We start from the raw sequence: 17,366 nt of genomic DNA, 5'->3' as shown, positions 1-17,366 counted from the left end.
CCCGCCCAGCAGGTGCGCCTCCACTCTCTTGCCCTTGCGTGCTCGCCGCAGCACCACGGCGGTGGCATCCAGATGCGCCAACGTCATGGGCCTCGCGGCGCCACCTACCTGCCCCCAGGCATGTACCGCCGACAGCGCCAGCGTGTACCGCCCCGGGACAGGGGGCCGGCCGAAGAGGACATGCTGCACGTCCAGGGCCACTTCCGCCCCCGCGAAACGAGCGCTCAGCACATCCGAGACGAAGGCCTCCGCATACACCGGCCCCAGCGTCCCCGTCGCGATGACGCCGGCGGGGTGGTAGTCGGGGTTGACGCGGTTGCCGTAGCGCCGCACCAAGTGCCCGGACAAGAGGGAGTAGCCCTCCATCATCCCCAACCACACCGAGTTAGGCGTGTCCCCGCCCACCATGAAAAGGCGTACCACCTGCCCCCAATCGGACAGCGTGTCCCAGTCCTCTTTCCGCACGAGGCCCGCGCCATCCCCTCCACCCCACAGCCGTAGCCGTACCGGTGCCCCGAGAATGAGGCGCAACGACTCCCCCTTCCCCAAGGCCAACATGGGCTCCACCTGTACGAAGCCTTCTTCGGTGCCCTCGCCCCTTCGAGGGAGCAGTGTCAACGTCGCCGCGTCCATGCGCAGCAGGTTCGTCCACGGGGGTGTCGAGTCGAACCTGGCGGGCGGAGAAGCCTCCTCTTCGGACGGTGCCTCTCCCGCATCTTCCTCGCCGGAAGGCGTGTCCGAGATGGCCTCCTCCAGCCTGCGCACGGTGGCGTCGAAGTCCTCCGGCGTGGCGGCCTCTTGCGCCCCTCCCGCCCCAGGTACCAGCAGCAGCAAGACGACGGCCCAACTCCAATGCATGCCCATCGACGCCTCCGCGGCAGGCCCCAGCAGGGGCGCTCAGGACAGAGGTTCCCTGTTCGGTCCGACAAGGCGGAGGACCGGGTGGGTCATCGCACTGAAAGAGTCACGGGCGACCCGGCCCGTTGGGGTATAGACAATTGTGGCAAGTCACACTGCGGCACCAGGACGGACCAACTCCGCGCACGGCGCCAACCGCGCGAATCGGAATGACCGTGGCGGAGCTCCCCAGCGTCCGTAAGGCATGCTGCACGACGAAGCGCAGACCGCTACTCGCGCACGACGACTGCCAGCGGGTGCCTTATATGGTGCAGGAGGCCCCTGCGCAGTTCGCGAGCCCAATGCCTACATCAAGGAGCAGTGATTGAAGGTGGTGCAAGAGCGTCGCGATCAGGGCGCCCGCAGCCATCAGTGAGGCGCCGCATTCACCCGCGCACACTCCAGCTCATGGGAAGGTGACGTTGCCTAGCGTGACGGTGCGGCGCATATCTGCATCCCAGAGCTTGAGCGTGAAGACCCCCTGCGAAGACTCCGATGCGGACTCGGCCTCCACCACCACTCGCTGAAGAGCCGGGCCCGGGGCGACGGGGCCCGACTGCCACACTCGAAGCACCTTCAACTCCTCGTTGGCCTTGCCCCTGAACGACGCCCCCACTGCAGTCCACGGTTGAGCATCCCCTGCATATTTGAGGGAGACCTCAACAGCCACCCTGCGGGCCGTGCGGTATGCAAAGACAAAACTCTTGGCTGCTGCCCCTCCTGGGGCCTGGGTTACAGCCTTTGTCACTTCGCGGAAGTCAACGCCTCGCTTGCCGAGGACTTCCGTCGATATGAGTCCCGTCAGCCCATCAGGAGCACTTCGCTCCGCGCGCAGGCGCTCATTCTCCTCTCGGCATTGCTCAGCCTCGATACGCGCCTGGCGGACTTCCTCCTGGTATGTCTCGACGCTCCTCTTGCGCCGATAGACCTCGACCTGAGCCTCCGACCGTGCGGGGTGCGCGGCCAGGACAAACGTCGCAGTCGCCGGGGCCGCTCCGTCCAGAAACCGCACCGTCAACTTGAGCCGCTCTCCAGCCGAGATTTTCTCGGACGGGACCAGGCGCAAGGTGGTGAGCCCAGCGTCCACCACCGCGAAACGCTCGCGTCCCTCGATCGTCAGCCCTTCTCGACTCACCTCCGAATCGAAGATGAACACCGTCGAGAGCCCTGGGCTCACCGCGACTTCAGCCGCTGGCTGAGCATCATCCGAGACCAGCTCGATTCGGCGAACGATCAGCCCCGCTGTAGCCGGGGGCGACTGCGCCAGAGCTGTCCCCTCGCCTGCGAGGAGTAGGAAAAGCAGAACGGCCGACACGGAATGATGCACTCGACATTTCTCCTGGACCAAGCCAGCAGCGACGCCCTTGGCGGATCATGAGCGTCTGCCAAACGGCGGCAGGTCATTCAAACTCACTCACTGCCTTGACCCGAACGGCAGAGTACACGCGTGCCTTACCGGTATCCCCTCCGCCGCCCTCTATCTCCAGTCCGCGGTTTCGAGTGCCGTCCTGCACCTCCAGGCACACGGGGAAACTTCCCTTGCTCGTGCGGGCCCGAGTCAGTCGGACATAGACGCGGTCGGCAATAATGAGTCGCCCAGACAGCGTGGCGTAGTCCGAGCCCAAGATGATCTGTGCAGTGCCGTCCCTCACCGTTACGTATTTTTCTTCCCCCCTGACGAAGCTCCCGATCAGGTCGTCCCCAATCTCCATGCTGAGCATCTTCATGCCCTTGGTGGCGCCTGCTGGGCATGGTTCAGGATCCGGAGCGGGGCGCACCTGTGGGCCCGAGCAGGCCAGCGCACCGCAGAGGGCCGTCGTCGCCAAGGCACTGCTGACGCTCCTCGTGGCCTTTTTGGCAGGCTCCAGCGGGGAGGGCGGGGAGTCACTCTTCGTCGTCGTCACGGTGGCAGTCACCTCGGGAAGCGTCGCAGGAGGCGCGACGGCCGCAGGTGTTGCCTCCGGCCCGGTGGGAGCTGCGGCTCGGGCAGCTTGAGGTTTCTTTGTATATGTCGCTACTTCTTGGCCGGGACCGGAGGAGGGCCGGGTCCCAAGTGGCGGGGGCGCCTGTTGCGAGAGAAGAGCCCCTGCGACCAGCGCGCCGGCCAGCAGCCCCGCCCCCAGCACGCGCCCCATCATCAGTCGCGAGAAGAACGAGCGCCGCCCCACCTCGACGATGGTGGCCACAGGCGCCGCTTGCCCGGATTCCGCCGCCATCCCCTCCTCTAGCGCCAAGCCCGGCAGCTGCGCCTCCTCGGGCCGCGCAGCAGCCACCGGAGAGGCCTGGGGCAGCAGATCTGCGGGCGGGCCCGCTCCCGGCAGCTCCGGCCCGGGCGCCTTGCCACGGCGCATCTGGCGCAGGGGCCGCTTCGCCCACCGAGCCAGCGCGCCCGCCTCGCCCTCGGTGGTGGCCGAGTTCGGGCCATACGTATCGAACAAGGGCGTGTCCCACGCCTCCCCTTCCGCCCCGGACAGGAGTTCCTCCAGGGCCGCACAAGCAGCGCTCGCTTCGGGACGGGCAGCAGGGTCCTTCTCCAGCAGCCGCATGCACAACATGCTCAGCCGTTCCGGGACGAAGCGGCTGGCGAGGTGAGGGGGTACAGGCGACTTGCGAATGACACTCTGGACGTACTCCGGGTCCGTCGCCGCGTCGAAGGGCAGCCTCGCCGTGAGGAGGCGGTAGAGGACAGTGCCCAGGGCCCACATGTCGTCCGAGGGGACGGACACGTAGCGGGCGCCTCTGTGCCCCGCGTGCTGCTCCACGAAGAGCCAAGCTTCGGGGGGCCGGTACTCCATCGTCCCGGGCGGCAGCATGGACTGGGTGACACCGGGAGGTGCGCCCTCGTAGTCCCCTATGCCGTAGTCCACCAGCACCGCCAGGCCGTCCGCGTCGCGGACCATGACGTTGGCGTCCTTCACGTCTCGGTGCACCACTCCCGCCGCGTGAGAGGCCGCCAGCGCCCGCGCCACGTCGAGCGCCACCTTCGCAATCTGCCGGGCCGAGGGGTTCTCCTCCTTCACCCACGCGCTCAGCTTCCGCCCCTCCACGTACTCCATGGCGATGAGGGCGAAGTCGCGCTCCCCGGCCTGCCAGTAGGAGAAGCCGCGAATCCCCACCACGTTGGGGTGCTTCAAGCGCAAGAGGATGGTGACTTCCTTCTCCACCCGCCCCTGCCGCTCCACGAGCTTCAGCGCGTAGGGCTGCCCCTCCTGCGTCGCGAGGTACACGGTGCCGAAGCCACCCTGGTCCAGGTGCCTCACCACCGTGTAGCCCTTCACCACGTCCCCGGGGGACAGCACGGCCCGGGGGCCGCTGTCCCTCATGGCGACGTCTTCCTGGCGACTCTGTAGGACAGCAGGACTGCGGCCACGCGCATGCGGTTCCCTCCCCGCGCCGGGCCACGCTACCAGAAGCCCAGGGAAATCGCGCGAAGTCTTCCCCCACCTCCAACCACTATCCCCAAGTAGCTCCAAGCCATTCGACTAGGTGAAGTCAATTAGACTATCAGGTACAGTTCCTTGGGAATGTATATTCACCCTGACATCCGCACTCTCGCCCTTCCGAAGGAGCCCTCCCGCCCCTTGTCCGCCATTATCGGCGACACCGCGCGCGCAGCCCGTCTTCGCGCCAACCTGACACAGGTGGACGTGGCCCATCTCATCGACATCTCTCCCGTCGTCTACAGCCGACTCGAGCGGGGGCGAATGCTCCCCAGCGTCCAGACGCTGTACCGTCTGTGCCCCGCCCTCCGCACCACTCCCAACGAGTTATTGGGCTATACCGCCTCGCTGCCACCCGACGTCGTCGCTGCCGCCAAGGAGGCCCTGCTCCGCCGTGTGCACGAGTTGGACGCGCACCAGGCGCTCGCCCTCATCCAACTTCTGCGGGACGTGCGCTGATGGAATGGTGTTCCCATGACAACTGGCAATTCGGGTATACTTCTTTGTACCTATGAACGAACAGCTTGCAACGCACCTGGGTGCCATCGCCCGCCTCGCCCGGGAGCAGATGAGCCTGACGCAGGTCCAAGTCGCGGAGCGGGTGGGGATGGCCCCTGCCGTCTACAGCAGAGTTGAACGCGGGCACATGGTTCCCAGCGTCGAGACGCTGAAGAAGTTGTGCATCGAGTTGATGGTCTCTCCGGAAGACATGATGGGCCTCACCGAGTCGCCCAGCAGCGGGAGTCCAACTCGGCCCGACGACGACGTCACCTTGCGCCGGCTCCTCTTCCTCGCGCGGAAGCTCGATGCGGCGAAGTTGGATGCCCTCGTCCGCATCACCACCGAGTTGGCCCGCTGAAGCAGCTTCCTGGGAGGAGGGGCGCCGCAAAACGGCCCGCACCACCTTCTCCCCCAGTGCCAAGCGACTTGCGGCCAGCGCTCTGGCGACTCCAAGCAGGGAGCAGGCCTGGCGGGCAGAGCCCCATACCTCGGAGCCCTGCACTGGAGCACGCGCGTCCCCCAGCATGAGCGGTCCCCGGCATGACGAAGCGCCTCCCCATCCGAAGGAGGAGGCACCCCACTACGCCCCGCCGCACTCCCGCAGCTCCTCGTTCACCTCGGCGAGTAGCTTCTCCAGACGCTTCTGCTGCAACCGCAGGCGGGAAACGTCGTCCAGCCCCGCCTCTTCGTCGACACGGCGCGTCTGCGGAGGGTCGGCCTCCACGTCGTCACGCACCTCCACCGTAAGGACGTCGCCCGCGCGGATGGGTACGTCACACCACGTCAGGTTCTCGCCGTACTGCCTGCCCACGGAGCCTCCCACGTGGAGTTCCAACTCCGGGTCGGCGTTGGACTCGTCGTCGGGGCGGCGCACCCACGTCAGAATGGTGGAGAGGACTCCGAAGTCCGGCACCCCGCGGTGGCGAGGTGCCGGCCATTGCAGGCCACACGAGAGCAGAGCATCTGCGGCCTACTCCTTCTTCGGGAGACCTAACTCGTGCTTCTCCAGCCCAACCGGGTAGAGGCCGGCCTCGCCGAACTCCACCTCGTCACGCAGCACTCCGCCCTCGGACACGACACGGGCTGTCTCCTTGGCTGCTTCCGCGCGCCCGTAGGGCTCGCGGAGCTGGGCGTGGGCGGCACCACGCAGCGCATCCCGCAGGTCCGCCGCCGTCGCGAAGCGCTCCTCGGGATTGAGGCGCAGCGCGGTGTGCAGCACCGCCTTGAGGTCCTCATTGACGTGGGCCACCGCCTTCTCGACAACATCCGGTCCGAAGGACTCCATGAGAGCCTGCATCTGCCCCAAGGGCAGAGAGGGCTGCATCTCCGTCTGGAACCGGATCTCCTTCGCCGCCACCACCGGGGCGTCGTGCACCTCGAAGAGGTGTTTGTTCGTCAAGGCCTCCACCAGCAACACCCCCAGGCTGAAGACATCGGAGCGCGGCGTCAGCCCTTCCTTGCGCAGGTATTCGGGGCTGGCATAGGCAACGTCGCCTCGGAGCAGATTCTCCGGCGACTCCTCCCGCCCCACCAGCAGCGAGTACGCCGCTCCGAAGTCCAGCACCTTCACCTCTCCATGCTGCCCCAGCGCAATGTGACGAGGGCTCACGTCGCGGTGGACAATGCCCAGGGGCACTCCCTTCTCCGACGTCAGCGTGTGCGCATGGTGCAGTGCGTCCGCCACCTCCGCGCCCACGTACAAGCAGAAGCCCTCCGAGAGGGGCTGCCCTCTCACCAACGCCGCGCATACCAGCGTCTCCAGCGACGGCCCACCCACGTCCTCCATGATGACGTAGGGGGCGTCCTCCTCCTCATCCACCTGCATGTGGAAGACTTGAGCGATGTTGGGGTGGTTGAGGCGAAAGGCCAACTGCACCTCTTCAATCATCCGCTTGCGCTGCATGTACGTGGATGGGCTGGCGATCCTACGGACCAGACAGGGGCCGGATAGCGCGCCATCCGCCACGCGCCGCTCCGCCCTCAGCAGCCGCTCGCCACTCGGCCGCACCTCCAGCTCCCGCACCGCTTCGTAACGCACGCCCTCCACCTCGAAGAGGAAGTGCGCCCCGCTGGGTGCAGACAGGGTGGGGACTCTGCGCGGAAAATCCTCCGTCGTCACATCGTCTTCCGAACGCTTCGACATGGCTGTGAATCCTCCTGAGTGAAGGGGTGCGGCCCCAGGGGCAACGAGGCTCGCCGCCACCGGGCACCCTTCCGGGAACGCCAAGGTATAGTTGACTTGACCGTCGAATCAACATGACCTTGATTACCTGTGAAGCTCTCTGACACCCGCAGCGGACAGGCCGCAGCCCCATGAGCGCCTATCCCTCCCCTGGGTGCAAGAGGCCCCAGCTCTGGCTTCGCACGCAGGCTTGGACTGCTCGCAAAGGGAAATGACTCGTGAGTGAAACCGTTGACTGGGGCCCGATCCGCGAATTGGCACGTCGTGTCTCCACCACAGGAGCGCGCCTGGCCCTCACAACTGAGGCGAAGGCACTGCTGAGGCGCACGGCCTCCGAGGTGGGCATCAGCGACAGTGAAGCCGAGAGCGCGCTCGCCACGGAGGAGGGAGCGTTGGGCCTCTTACGTGAGGAGTCTCAGCGCATCCGAGAAGGCTCCCACAGGCTCATGGATGCGTTGCACCGGATGTACCAGTACAAAGACAAGGGGGACTTCGGCCGCGCCCGCCAGGAGATGCGGGACGTGCTCAAGGTGGAAGTCGTGCCCCACTACCGCGCCCTCGCCGAGGGGCAGCTCGAAGACATGGCCGACGCGCCGTAACGATGAGCGCGGCTCGCTTTGCAACCCTCGAGCGACTGGCCGCAGGAGCGCCCTCCGGAGAGGGCGCTTCGCGGCCCAGACTCAGGCGGGCGTCACCTTGTCGAAGGGACGCACCACCTTCTTGTTATCGGAGACGCGCTCCACCGTCACCGTCTTCGCCTTCGCGTCGACGGCCGTCACCTTCGCCGAGAAGGTGCCCCGCCCCTGCTTGTAGCGCACCTCCTGCCCCTCCGCGTATGTGACAGACGTCGCGGGGCTGGGACTGGAGCTGGGCGTGGCGACCGCCGCTGTACGTCCCGCCGCACGCGGGCTCCCTCGGCGATTCTGGGGCGCGGCCTTCGTCCTCGTGGGCTTAGGCGCGGCCTCCGGCTTCGGCTTCACCCACTTCCGCACGGGCACCGAGGACGGGCGCTTCGGCGCGGGCCCGGTGGGGGGCGCGGGCGGGCGCTTCGACGCGGGAGGAGGCACAGGGGTGCGCTTCGGCGCGGACGACGCGGGATTCGAGCCAGGCTCAATGCCCAGGAACTGAGCAATCTTCTCCAGCAGATCCAACTGCCGGGCCATCGCCTTCCCCACCTCTTCTGCCACCGCAGCCTGAATGGTGCTCTTCATGTCGTTCTGCATGTGCTCTCGCTCTCTTTCCTCGCGGGGCATCCAGCCCGCGCACGCTCAACGCGGACAACAATTCAGCCTCTTGCACTCACGCTACACCAAGGAGTCCGGGTATTCGGACTCCCGTCTCAGAATGAAGCCTTCACCTCGCGCCAGCGCTCGCGCTGCACCTCCCACGTCCCCGCGTGTGCAACGGCCCGGAGGACTCGCTCGCTGAGGGGCTCCTCCCCATCCACGGCCTCGAGGAACAGCACCTCCTCCTGGATGTCGGGCGCCAGCAACCGCAAGTCCAACAGGTGCGTCACACGCGCCCGGGTAAAGCCCAGTTGACTCGCGACGTCCGCCGCGCTCGCCATGAGCCCCCTCTCAATGGCGGACTCCACATGGTGCGCCAGGGCCAGCATTCCCGCGGCGTGTGCCGGCCGGCGCGCCACCTCTCGCGGCGACGGCGGCGCCCCCTCTCGGAAGCGCACCTTCGAGCGACGCACGCGGTGGAAGTGCGCGCTGACGAGGCCGGCCTCCGCCGGCTGGGATTCGGGGCTTGCGCTCACGCTGCTGCCTCCTCGCGCCCGGGCGCTGCGGCCTCAACGGCATGGGACAGGTAAACGTCGACCTGGCCCGTCGCCTCGTTCACCACCACCCGGCCAACGAGGGCTCGTAGCAGGCGCCCCCGGTTCATGGCGGTGAGGGCGTCCCACACCGCGTCGAAGTCCGCCAGGGCCTGGGCCACCCACGCCACCTCCAACCGCTCCCCCTGCGTGGCGTCCAGGGCGCGCTCCACCGCCGCCAGTCGCTTCCTCATGCCGGCGACCTCCTCCTCTGTGGCCGTCAGCTTCTCCTCGACAATGCGCCGGGCGGGGCCCTCCAGTTTGGCGAGGGAGTCCACCCACTTCCTCGACTCCCCGGCGCGCTTGGCCAAATCCCTCGGCAACTGCGAGCGCTCGACACGCAGGGCCTTGTGCTTCTCCTCCAGCCGCCCGGTGAGCCGGGCGTGTACCTGCGCCGCGAAGCCCTCGCCGACGGAGACTTCCCGCAGCCGCGCGACGACGAAGTCCTCCATGGCGGCTGCCGGAATGGGAGCAGCCCGGCACCCCTCCTTCCCCTGCTTGTCCCGCGTGGTGCAGCGGTAGTAGCGGTACTCGCGCGTGCCCTTGCGCGTCGAGCCGGGCGTCATCGCCTCGCAGCACAGGCCGCAGCGCAACAGGCCTCGCAGCACGTAGTCGGGGTTGCGCCCGTGGTACTGGAGGCCGGGGCCCTCCAGCATGTCCTGCACCCGGTGGAAGGTGGCCCCGTCTACAATCGCCGGGTGCTCACCCGGGTGCGTCTCGTCTCCGTAGGGCACGAAGCCCGCGTACAAGGGACTCCTCAAGAGGCGCAGCACATCCTGCGTCGTCCAAGCCCGAGCCGCGCGCGTGGCACCGCTCCGGGCCTCGTACCGCTTCGTCTTGCGCCCCGTCTCATTGAGGAGGCGCGCCACCGTCGAGGCCTGCTGGTGCTGGAGGTACAGCTCGAAGGCCTCTCCCACCACCACCGCCTCGTACTCATTCACCACGAGGCGCTTGTCCTTCACGTCGTAGCCGAGCGGCGCGCGTCCCCCCGTCCACAGCCCCTTGCGGCGCGCAGCGGCCACCTTGTCCCGCGTGCGCTCCGAAATCATCTCCCGCTCGAACTCGGCGAAGGACATCAGCATGTTCAGCGTCAACCGCCCCATCGCATCGGCGGTGGAGAAGTTCTGCGTCACCGAGACGAAGGACGCGCCCGCCGTGTTGAGGCGCTCCATGACTTTCGCGAAGTCGAGGAGGCTGCGGGAGAGGCGGTCCACCTTGTACACCACCACCACGTCCACCCGGCCAGCGTCCACGTCCTGCATCAGCCGCTGGAAGGCGGGCCGCTCCATGTTGGCGCCGGTGAAGCCGCCGTCGTCGTAGCTCTCATCCACCAATGCCCAGCCGGTCTGGCGCTGCACGTAGGAGACACAAGACTCGCGCTGGGCGTCCAGCGAGTTGAACTCCATCTCCAGGCCCGCCGCCGTGGACTTGCGCGTGTACACGGCGCAGCGCTTCGCGTCCGAGGGCGCTGGCTTGCTCTTCCTCATTCCCCCTCCGAATTCTCGGGCGTCGCCGACCGCGTGGGCTCGGCGCTCGAGGCTGGCGGTTGCCCAGCAAGGCGCTCCGCCGCAGCCACCAGTCGCTCCATGTTGTCGTTGAGGCGCTTCAACTCACGGACGAGCGCCGGCATCGTCCCCTCGTAGAAGCGCTGCCCCATGTGCGTCTGGAAGAAGGAGGGGCCGCTCATCGCGTCACCGCCTTCTGCTTCGAGCCGCCGTCCTTGAGGCCGAAGAAGCTGTAGCCATTCCAGGCCGTGCCCGTAATCAGCTTGGCCACGAAGGAGAGGCTGCGGTGGAGCTGGCCTTCGTATTCAATCCCGCCCTCGCGCACCGTCACCCGGTGCTGTGCCCCCTTGAACACGCGCGTCAGCACCGTGCCCGGCGGCGGCAGGCGCGCGTCGCGCCCGTCGGCAGCGGCTGCGCCCCCATCCGCAGCGGCTGCGCGCCCGTCGGCAGCGGCTGCGCGCCCGTCGGCAGCGGCTGGAGGAGACGGCGCGGCGGGGTTCGCCTCCTCCACCTGCCGCATCCTCCAGCGCTCGGGCAGTTTGTCGCCCAACTCCGAGATGCGTGCGACGGCGCGCGAGGAGAGTCCCCCTTCGGCCAGTTCCTGAATCCGGAAGGCCAGGCGCTTCTTCAGGTAGTCCCGGTTGCGGCTGCGCGTGGGCTCGCCGTACAGCTCCTGATACTTCTCCGCCAGCTCCGGCACCGACATGCTGGCCAGCGCGGCCAGTTGCTGTGGCACGTCCGCCAACTGCGTGCGCGCGGCACGTGCAGTCCCTCTCTTCGCCATGGTGGTTTCTCCTTCGTCCAGGGCAGCAGGCCCTCGGGCGAAAACCATGGACGCTCTGTCCCCAGAAGAAGACAAGTCGAGAGTCCGCGGCTCAGCCATGCGCGCTCTCCTCCGCGCTCCACGCGGGCGCCTGTCGTTGCGGCTGCGCATGTCGACGCAGCCACAACTCCCAGAGGGCCTCGGTGAGGACGTCCACCGCGTCATCCTGGCGATGGAGCTGGTGGTGAGAAGCGTCGGACTCATCTGCCGGAGGCCCGGGCTTCCCGTCCACCCCCGTCACGAGGCCACCTCCTCGGGACTGCCTTCGTCGTGGCCACGCCAACGCCAGCCGCGGCCTGCGTCGTCAGCGTGCGGGAAGTCCTCCGCGGAGATGAAGGAGGCCTTGGAGGCATCAATCACGAGGGCACACCGACGCACGGCCTTGCCGGCAAAACAGACGCGTTCACTGGGCGAGAGGACATACTCTCCGGCGCGATGATTCTCATGGATGAGTCGCCGCAGCGCCTTCGTGTCCACCAACTCCCCTCGATAGTCGATGCGCTTGCAGTGCGCGCGGTATGCGTCGTAGGCGGATTCCAAGTGGAGGCACAGGCGCCCCTCGTCGAAGGCGTAGTGGACGCGGTGCTTCAGCTCCCCCTGAATCGCCATGACACTCAGCATTTGGAGAAAGGCATCCAGCGCGTTACGGACACCCGTCTCTTCCTCGAGGACGTCCTTCAGCACGGCGTCCACGGCCTCACGAGCGCCCAAGTCGGCGGGCAACGGGTAGCCACACTCCTGGGCAAACTGCTCGAAGAGGTGAATGCCCAGCAACATGGCCGTCACGTTGTCGGCGACGCGCGGAGGCACCTGTCGCCCCTTCACGAAGGAGTCCGCGACAGCACGGGCCAGGCTGTAGTCCTTGTCGAAGTCACGCCCCAGGCAGAATTGAATGTAGCGAGGGGCGAAGAGGGCAAGGTTGACGGAAGTCAGCTTGCGAAAGACAGCCCGGTACTCACGGCGCTGCACCGTCGCCTTGTCCGGGCTGACGGGGAGAATGCGCTCAACGAGTGCCGCCTCGGTGGGACGCGTCTCGCCGCAGATGCACAGCGGCGCCTGGAGGCGGTAGCTCGTCACAGACAAGTCCGGGCGCCCCCGCTCCTCCGTCTCCCCTCGGTAGAGACGCCGCATGTAGCGGTGCACCAGGTGGAGACGGGGCAGCGGCATATCGCTGGGCTTGTACTCATCCAGCACCACCGGCACCGAGCGCGTGGCGGACAGCAGCTTCACCAGGGCGAACTCCGTCTCCGTCACGCTGTAGGCGTCTGATTTCGGCACTCCGAAGAGCGGCCAGAAGACTTCGGTGCAGGTGCTGGATTTCCCGCTGCCCTGCGTCCCATAAGGAAAGAGAAGAGGGAAGGAGCCCACCTTCTCCATGAAGCGCGGCTTCATCGGCGTCGCGAAGAACCACCCCAGCATCGGCAGCACCACTTGGGGCGTGTTGATTTTGAGCAGGCACTCGAAAACCGTGCTGGCCACTTCATGGAAGGCGTCGTCGTCCGCGGCCTCGTAGCGGACGCGCGACTCAAGCGACGCCCCATTGGGCAGGTACGCCACGGGGGAGGCCGAGAGAAAACCCTCCCGCCCAATGGTGCACCCAGGCGCCACCCAGACATGGTGTGCCCCCCGCTTGAAGTCTCCCAGTACGCTGGTGCCCGGCAGCCGCGGCACCGCGCGCCTCGCCACCGCGCGCAGCAGGCCCTGCACGTTGTTGTCGCTGCCCGTCCACTGCGTGTGGACGGAGGGCAGGTGGTGCAGCAGCTCCTTGCGCGAGTTGAAGGCCCGCCTCGGCAGCCGGGCTCCCTCCATGCTGGTGCCCTTGTCCGTGCGGATGTCTCCGAGGAACACCTCCCCCTCCTCGGTTTCGACAACGGCCCTGGGCGTGAAGGTGAAGGAGGAAATCGCCTTCGCTTCTCCGCGCTGCGTCACCGTGTAGTAGCAGTACGCGTCCTCGAACACCTCGCCGTCGATGGTGTCGTCGCCGCTGCTGCTCTTCCCTCCGCCCTTGGTGTCCGCGCCTTCACCTGCGGCCTGGGTGCGCACGGCGCGAGCCATGGACAGCCGAAGCTTCTGCGCGGGCTGGCCCGTGCGCACCTCCAGCAGCGCCAAGTACTTCTCCTGCGCGGACGGCGGACGGTGAGCAATCGCCTCGAGAATGGGCCTGAGGCGGTACTCCACGTCCTGGGCCGGCACGGAGGCCAACGCCTCCACGGCCTTCTCGATGTCGAAGACGACGTCGTAGAGCTCGCAGCGCACGTCGGGCTCGCGGTTCACGCGGCAGTAGCCCAAGCCCTGGAGGGAGTGGCAGGGCGGCGCCACGGCGCCGTCCTCGCGGGCGGTGGCCATCACCTTCTCGTAAGCCTTGGAGATGTACGCCTTGCCGTCTCTCCCCTTCAGCTTTCCGAGGCCCCGGCGGTCGTACTCGAGGACAAGCTCGGTGATTTCATCGAGGCCGAGCTGCTTGTGCGCGAAGAAGCGCACCATGTTGAAGATGGCGACGCTCCGGTCCTCCGCCCCCTGCTCCCACAGGCGCTGCACCGGCCCGCACATCTCCACCGGGCGCGCCCAGTCATGCTCCCCAGTCTCCGTCCGGCGGGCCTTCACCGTCCCCTGAGGCGCAGAGGACGAGGGCGCCAGCGGCAGCGCCACCTGGGCTGGACGCGCCTGGCTCGCCACCTGCTGCTGCACCGGCGCGCTCAGCACGCGAGCCATGAGGCCTGCGTCTTCCACGCGCTCGAAGCCAGCGAGCGCCTGAGCTGCTCGATGAGGCCGCTCCGCTGTCCCCGCCCCCTTCCGGGCGACGGTGCCCACCACCTTGATGATGCGGGCCACGTCGTGGATGGAGTCCACGCGCACGCGCTCGGAGGCGAAGCGGGCACGGAACTCGGCCTCGAAGGACTTCAAGCCCGCCTGCACTCGCTCGTGGCTCTCGCCCTCCAGGGACTGCGGCGGCAGGGCGAACCAGAGCTGCGCCCCGTTGCCGCTCATCATCAGCCGCGGCCGGACAAGCCCCTGCGCTCCACACCAGGCCGCGGCGGCTTCCGCCACCTGGATCGTCAGCGAGAGCTCGTCCTCGGTGCTGGCCGTGTCCTTGGGGCGCACGGGGTCCAGGTCCACCACCGTGGCCGTCACCACCTCGATGTCCTTGCTGCCCGCCCCCGTCTTCAACGGGCGGAGGACGTTCGGGGCCAGTTCGAGCAGGCGCCGAGGGCGCGGCTGGATGCCCACATACACGTTGCCGCCGGCATTGGCGGCTACGCAGGAAGCGACGAAGGCCTCCTCGTCGTCGAAGAAGCCCAGGCCGACGATGCCACCGCCGCCCGGGCGGATGACGCGGACTTCGCTGACGCCGTGTGGGGCGTGCGCGAGCCACTGCCAGGTGGCGCGGATGGAGTCGGGGTTGGGAGTGCTTGGAGTGATGTCAGAAGGTGTCGTCATCGAAGGTGCTCGCTCTCTCTGTGTTGGCTCAACGTGCATTGGCTGCGGTGGCCACTCCCAACACCGTGGCGTACTGCTGGCGGCGCTCCGCGTGGTGGCGCCGCAAGAGCGGTACCTGCCCGTCGACGAAGTCGATGAGGACTGCGCTCTTCTTCTCCGGGTGGGGACGCATGAGGCGTCCGAGACGCTGGACGGTGCGTCCACGCGCGCGGCCGGGGTACACCAGGAAGACGCGCGAGAGGCGCGGCAAGTCGAGCCCCTCATCCGCCAGGCTGGTGGCCACCAGCACACGGACGCGCCCGGCGCGGGCCTGGTCCAGGAGGGTCTTGCGCGCTTCGCGCGGCACCTCGCTCGTCAACGCGGCAGCCGACAGGCCGGCGGCCGAGAGTCGATGCGCCAGCAGTTCGCAGTGGTCCACCCGGCCCGTGAGGACAAGGCACAGGTGGCCTGCCCACGCTTCGCGGGCCACTGCGCCGAGGACGAGGTCATTGCGCGCCTTGTCCTCCGCCAGCGCCTCCAGCATGGGCGCGTAGTCCGCGGCGCGGAAGTAGGGGTAGTCGAAGGCCGTCTCCACGGCGCGCACCTCGGGCACCACCAGCACGCCGCGCGCGACGAGGTCCTCGTGCTTCACCACGGCCAGGAGCGCGCCCAGGTACAGGCGCAACAGGGGCGTCAGCCCGTCCTCCCGCTCGGGCGTCGCCGTCAGGCCCAGTCGGTAGCGCGCCGGGCATCGGTCCACGATTCGGTGGAAGGCGCTGGCGGCGATGTGGTGGGCCTCATCGAGGACGAGCAGGCCGAAGCCGTGGAGGAAGGCGTCGAGCTTCGCCTCGTCCCACCGGGCCAGGGACTGGACGACGGCCACGGTGACGGGCCGCACCTCCTCCTCCCCCGCGCCCACGAGGCCCGCCTCCAGGCCCAGACGCTCGCGCACGTGCTCTCGCCACTGCTCCGCCAAATCCAAGGTGTGGACGAGGATGAGTGCCGGCGTGCGCAAGCGCGCAATGGCCCCCACGGCCAGGACGCTCTTCCCGGCCCCGCATGGCAGCACCGCCGTCCCCTGTGTGGCCTTCGCCAGCCGCTCCACGGCCGCGGCCTGGTAGTCGCGCAGTGACACCGCCGGCAGCTTCGGCAGGCGATTGGGCGGCAGCACCCGCGCGTCCTCGAAGGACAGCGTCAGGCCCGCCTCGTCCGCGGCCCGTCGCAGCACGTGAATGGCCCCGCGCGGCAACACCAACTCCCGCTCCTGCTGGCGGAAGAAGTACAGCGTCTGGGGCTCCGCACCGGGGCGCTTGCGCAGCCGCACCAGCTTCAAATACGCGGGGTTGGGAAGGGAGAGCGCCCGGCAGAGGGCCTCCCCCATCTTCGGCGGCACGTCGCCCACCGCGAGCCGCAGCCCGGCATCCACGCGCACGCGCAACGTCCGCGTGCCCATGCTCGTGTCGCGCGCAGGCGCGGACGGCGCGGCCCCCACGCTGGAGTCCTGGGTGCGAGAGACAACACGTCCCCCGTCCCCGTGCATTTCGGAGAAGTCTTCCACCATTTCTGTCGTCCTCAGTGAGGCGCGTCGGGGGCACGCAGCAGGCCCCCTCCGCGCATGGCTACGGCAACCAGCTTCAGCGGGGCACGCTCACGGCCCGAAGGGGTCCACGTCCGCGACACTCTCCGCGGAGTATTCAGCGACGAGGGAGTCGACGAAGGCGCGCGCCAGTTCGCCCTTCGACGCCGGCAAGTCCCGGATGCGCTGCACGGCGAACTTCTGAAGGAAGCGATCCACGGCCTCGCGCGGCAGTGCCTTCAGGGCCGTGGCGATTCCTTGCGCCAGCTTCACGTCGATGGGCTCGTTCGCTTTCGCGTTGGGAGCGCCCGCGGGCGACGCGCCGCTCGCCGCGCCCTCCGCCTCCGCCGCGTACAGCTTCGGCAGGTCATGTTGCTGCAACGACTGGAAGGCCGCCGTCTCCTCGTGGGTGAGCTGCCGGTCCGGGAGGATGGAGTACGTCGTCTTCGTGTCCTTGGCCGCCCCTCGGCGCTTGACCTCGAAGGCCCACTTCTCCAGGCCGTACTTCGCCCGGAGCTCCATCAGCGTGTTGAAAAAGGTGACGGCCTGCTCCATCACCTTGACCTCGCGCGTCCCATAGACGCCGACGTTGAGAGCCACGCGCAGCGAGGGCTTGTGGCCCTGGGCCTTCAGCTTCTCGTCGAAGGGGACGAACTTGTTGTCGATGAAAACCACCTCGCGCGGATGCGGTTCCCCGAGGAAGACGACGACGGCGGTGTCCCCGTCATTCGCGAGCTTCAGCCAGGCGCCGCCCTGCTGCTCGTGCTGCTTGGCCATCGCGGCCGTCTGCTCCCACATGTTGTTCGCCATGGTGCTTCACTCCTCCTTCTGGCAGTGCGTGGTGGAGGCGTGGCGCTCGCGCCGGTACACCGAGAACAACTCGGTGCCGTCCGCGGTGCAGCCCGCCGGCTCGACGTTGAAGTCCGCCTCGCTGTCGACGACGTGCTCGAGTTCCCAGCGGCGGAAGAGGCCCGGCATGCGGACGTAGTCGTTGGCCCCTTCGCACTCGCAGCAGGGGCACGCGGCGCGCCCCTCCGCTTCCGGCCCTGCGTTGCCCCGGCTCACCACCCGGAGGCGGTGCCCGTCGATGCGAGCGAAGAAGCGCACGTATGTTTCATCGTGCTCGAAGCTGTTTCGCGCGGCTGTCTTCATTCAGTCCTTCCAGGTTGAAGGCAATACAGTGGCGTCGCTGTCCGCGTCGGCGGA

The 17,366-nt window shown here is 67.9% G+C and carries 16 protein-coding genes and 1 pseudogene; 3 read left to right on the top strand and 14 right to left on the bottom strand.

Annotation, left to right across the window (positions count from 1 at the left end; translation table 11 throughout):
• The 3 genes and pseudogenes from D7X32_RS11320 to D7X32_RS11310 all read right to left on the bottom strand — a co-directional run.
• Window positions 1-858, bottom strand: a pseudogene (locus tag D7X32_RS11320) (hypothetical protein); the annotation flags it as partial.
• Window positions 859-1,303: 445 nt separating this feature from the next.
• Complete coding sequence (locus tag D7X32_RS11315; protein WP_120602537.1) at window positions 1,304-2,224, bottom strand: DUF2381 family protein; 921 nt, start codon at window positions 2,222-2,224, stop codon at window positions 1,304-1,306.
• A 73-nt stretch (window positions 2,225-2,297) separates the two neighbouring features.
• A complete protein-coding gene (locus tag D7X32_RS11310; RefSeq protein ID WP_120602536.1) occupies window positions 2,298-4,220 on the bottom strand; it encodes a serine/threonine protein kinase in 1,923 nt (640 codons plus the stop codon).
• A gap of 258 nt (window positions 4,221-4,478) precedes the next feature.
• Here D7X32_RS11310 and D7X32_RS11305 point away from each other — a divergent pair, with 258 nt between their 5' ends.
• Both D7X32_RS11305 and D7X32_RS11300 read left to right on the top strand, forming a co-directional pair.
• Window positions 4,479-4,796 carry a helix-turn-helix transcriptional regulator gene (locus D7X32_RS11305; protein WP_233591708.1) on the top strand — a complete coding sequence of 106 codons (318 nt, stop codon included), beginning with the start codon at window positions 4,479-4,481 and terminating at the stop codon, window positions 4,794-4,796.
• Between the two features lie 52 nt (window positions 4,797-4,848).
• Window positions 4,849-5,196, top strand: coding sequence for a helix-turn-helix domain-containing protein (locus D7X32_RS11300; RefSeq protein ID WP_120564963.1), 348 nt, complete (start codon window positions 4,849-4,851; stop codon window positions 5,194-5,196).
• A gap of 222 nt (window positions 5,197-5,418) precedes the next feature.
• Here D7X32_RS11300 and D7X32_RS11295 read toward each other — a convergent pair whose 3' ends face one another.
• Window positions 5,419-5,751: a hypothetical protein gene (locus D7X32_RS11295; protein ID WP_244238961.1), complete on the bottom strand. Its 333-nt coding sequence runs from the start codon at window positions 5,749-5,751 to the stop codon at window positions 5,419-5,421.
• A 57-nt stretch (window positions 5,752-5,808) separates the two neighbouring features.
• Window positions 5,809-6,981 (bottom strand): serine/threonine-protein kinase, encoded by a 1,173-nt coding sequence (locus D7X32_RS11290; RefSeq protein WP_120602535.1) that lies wholly within the window; start codon window positions 6,979-6,981, stop codon window positions 5,809-5,811.
• A gap of 257 nt (window positions 6,982-7,238) precedes the next feature.
• Here D7X32_RS11290 and D7X32_RS11285 point away from each other — a divergent pair, with 257 nt between their 5' ends.
• Complete coding sequence (locus tag D7X32_RS11285; RefSeq protein WP_120564966.1) at window positions 7,239-7,619, top strand: DUSAM domain-containing protein; 381 nt, start codon at window positions 7,239-7,241, stop codon at window positions 7,617-7,619.
• An 81-nt stretch (window positions 7,620-7,700) separates the two neighbouring features.
• On the opposite strand, the gene D7X32_RS11280 is transcribed toward D7X32_RS11285, so the two are convergent.
• The 9 genes from D7X32_RS11280 to D7X32_RS11235 all read right to left on the bottom strand — a co-directional run bounded on the left by D7X32_RS11280 (window position 7,701) and on the right by D7X32_RS11235 (window position 17,312).
• Window positions 7,701-8,243 (bottom strand): PspA, encoded by a 543-nt coding sequence (locus D7X32_RS11280; RefSeq protein ID WP_120602534.1) that lies wholly within the window; start codon window positions 8,241-8,243, stop codon window positions 7,701-7,703.
• 116 nt (window positions 8,244-8,359) lie between these two features.
• Complete coding sequence (locus tag D7X32_RS11275) at window positions 8,360-8,782, bottom strand: hypothetical protein (RefSeq protein WP_120602533.1); 423 nt, start codon at window positions 8,780-8,782, stop codon at window positions 8,360-8,362.
• The gene (locus D7X32_RS11270) at window positions 8,779-10,326 is read right to left on the bottom strand and encodes a recombinase family protein (RefSeq protein WP_120602532.1); all 1,548 of its coding nucleotides are present in this window, start codon (window positions 10,324-10,326) and stop codon (window positions 8,779-8,781) included. The genes D7X32_RS11275 and D7X32_RS11270 overlap by 4 nt, the downstream gene beginning before the upstream one ends.
• The gene (locus tag D7X32_RS11265) at window positions 10,323-10,526 is read right to left on the bottom strand and encodes a hypothetical protein (protein ID WP_120602531.1); all 204 of its coding nucleotides are present in this window, start codon (window positions 10,524-10,526) and stop codon (window positions 10,323-10,325) included. Before D7X32_RS11265 ends, D7X32_RS11270 begins: the two co-directional genes overlap by 4 nt.
• Window positions 10,523-11,128 carry a DUF2924 domain-containing protein gene (locus tag D7X32_RS11260; protein WP_120602530.1) on the bottom strand — a complete coding sequence of 202 codons (606 nt, stop codon included), beginning with the start codon at window positions 11,126-11,128 and terminating at the stop codon, window positions 10,523-10,525. The genes D7X32_RS11265 and D7X32_RS11260 overlap by 4 nt, the downstream gene beginning before the upstream one ends.
• Window positions 11,129-11,404: 276 nt before the next feature.
• Window positions 11,405-14,605, bottom strand: coding sequence for a hypothetical protein (locus tag D7X32_RS11250; protein WP_120602529.1), 3,201 nt, complete (start codon window positions 14,603-14,605; stop codon window positions 11,405-11,407).
• A gap of 28 nt (window positions 14,606-14,633) precedes the next feature.
• Window positions 14,634-16,145 carry a DEAD/DEAH box helicase gene (locus D7X32_RS11245; protein ID WP_120602528.1) on the bottom strand — a complete coding sequence of 504 codons (1,512 nt, stop codon included), beginning with the start codon at window positions 16,143-16,145 and terminating at the stop codon, window positions 14,634-14,636.
• A gap of 87 nt (window positions 16,146-16,232) precedes the next feature.
• Window positions 16,233-16,970 carry a hypothetical protein gene (locus tag D7X32_RS11240; protein WP_120602527.1) on the bottom strand — a complete coding sequence of 246 codons (738 nt, stop codon included), beginning with the start codon at window positions 16,968-16,970 and terminating at the stop codon, window positions 16,233-16,235.
• A gap of 6 nt (window positions 16,971-16,976) precedes the next feature.
• Entirely contained in the window at window positions 16,977-17,312 is a 336-nt protein-coding gene (locus D7X32_RS11235) for a hypothetical protein (protein WP_120602526.1), read from the bottom strand.
• Window positions 17,313-17,366: the final 54 nt, after the last annotated feature.

It is taken from the genome of Corallococcus carmarthensis (genome assembly GCF_003611695.1).
Taxonomy (GTDB): Bacteria; Myxococcota; Myxococcia; order Myxococcales; family Myxococcaceae; genus Corallococcus; species Corallococcus carmarthensis.
Note: the sequence above shows the minus strand (reverse complement) of the source record. Positions and strands in the feature narration are given on the sequence as shown.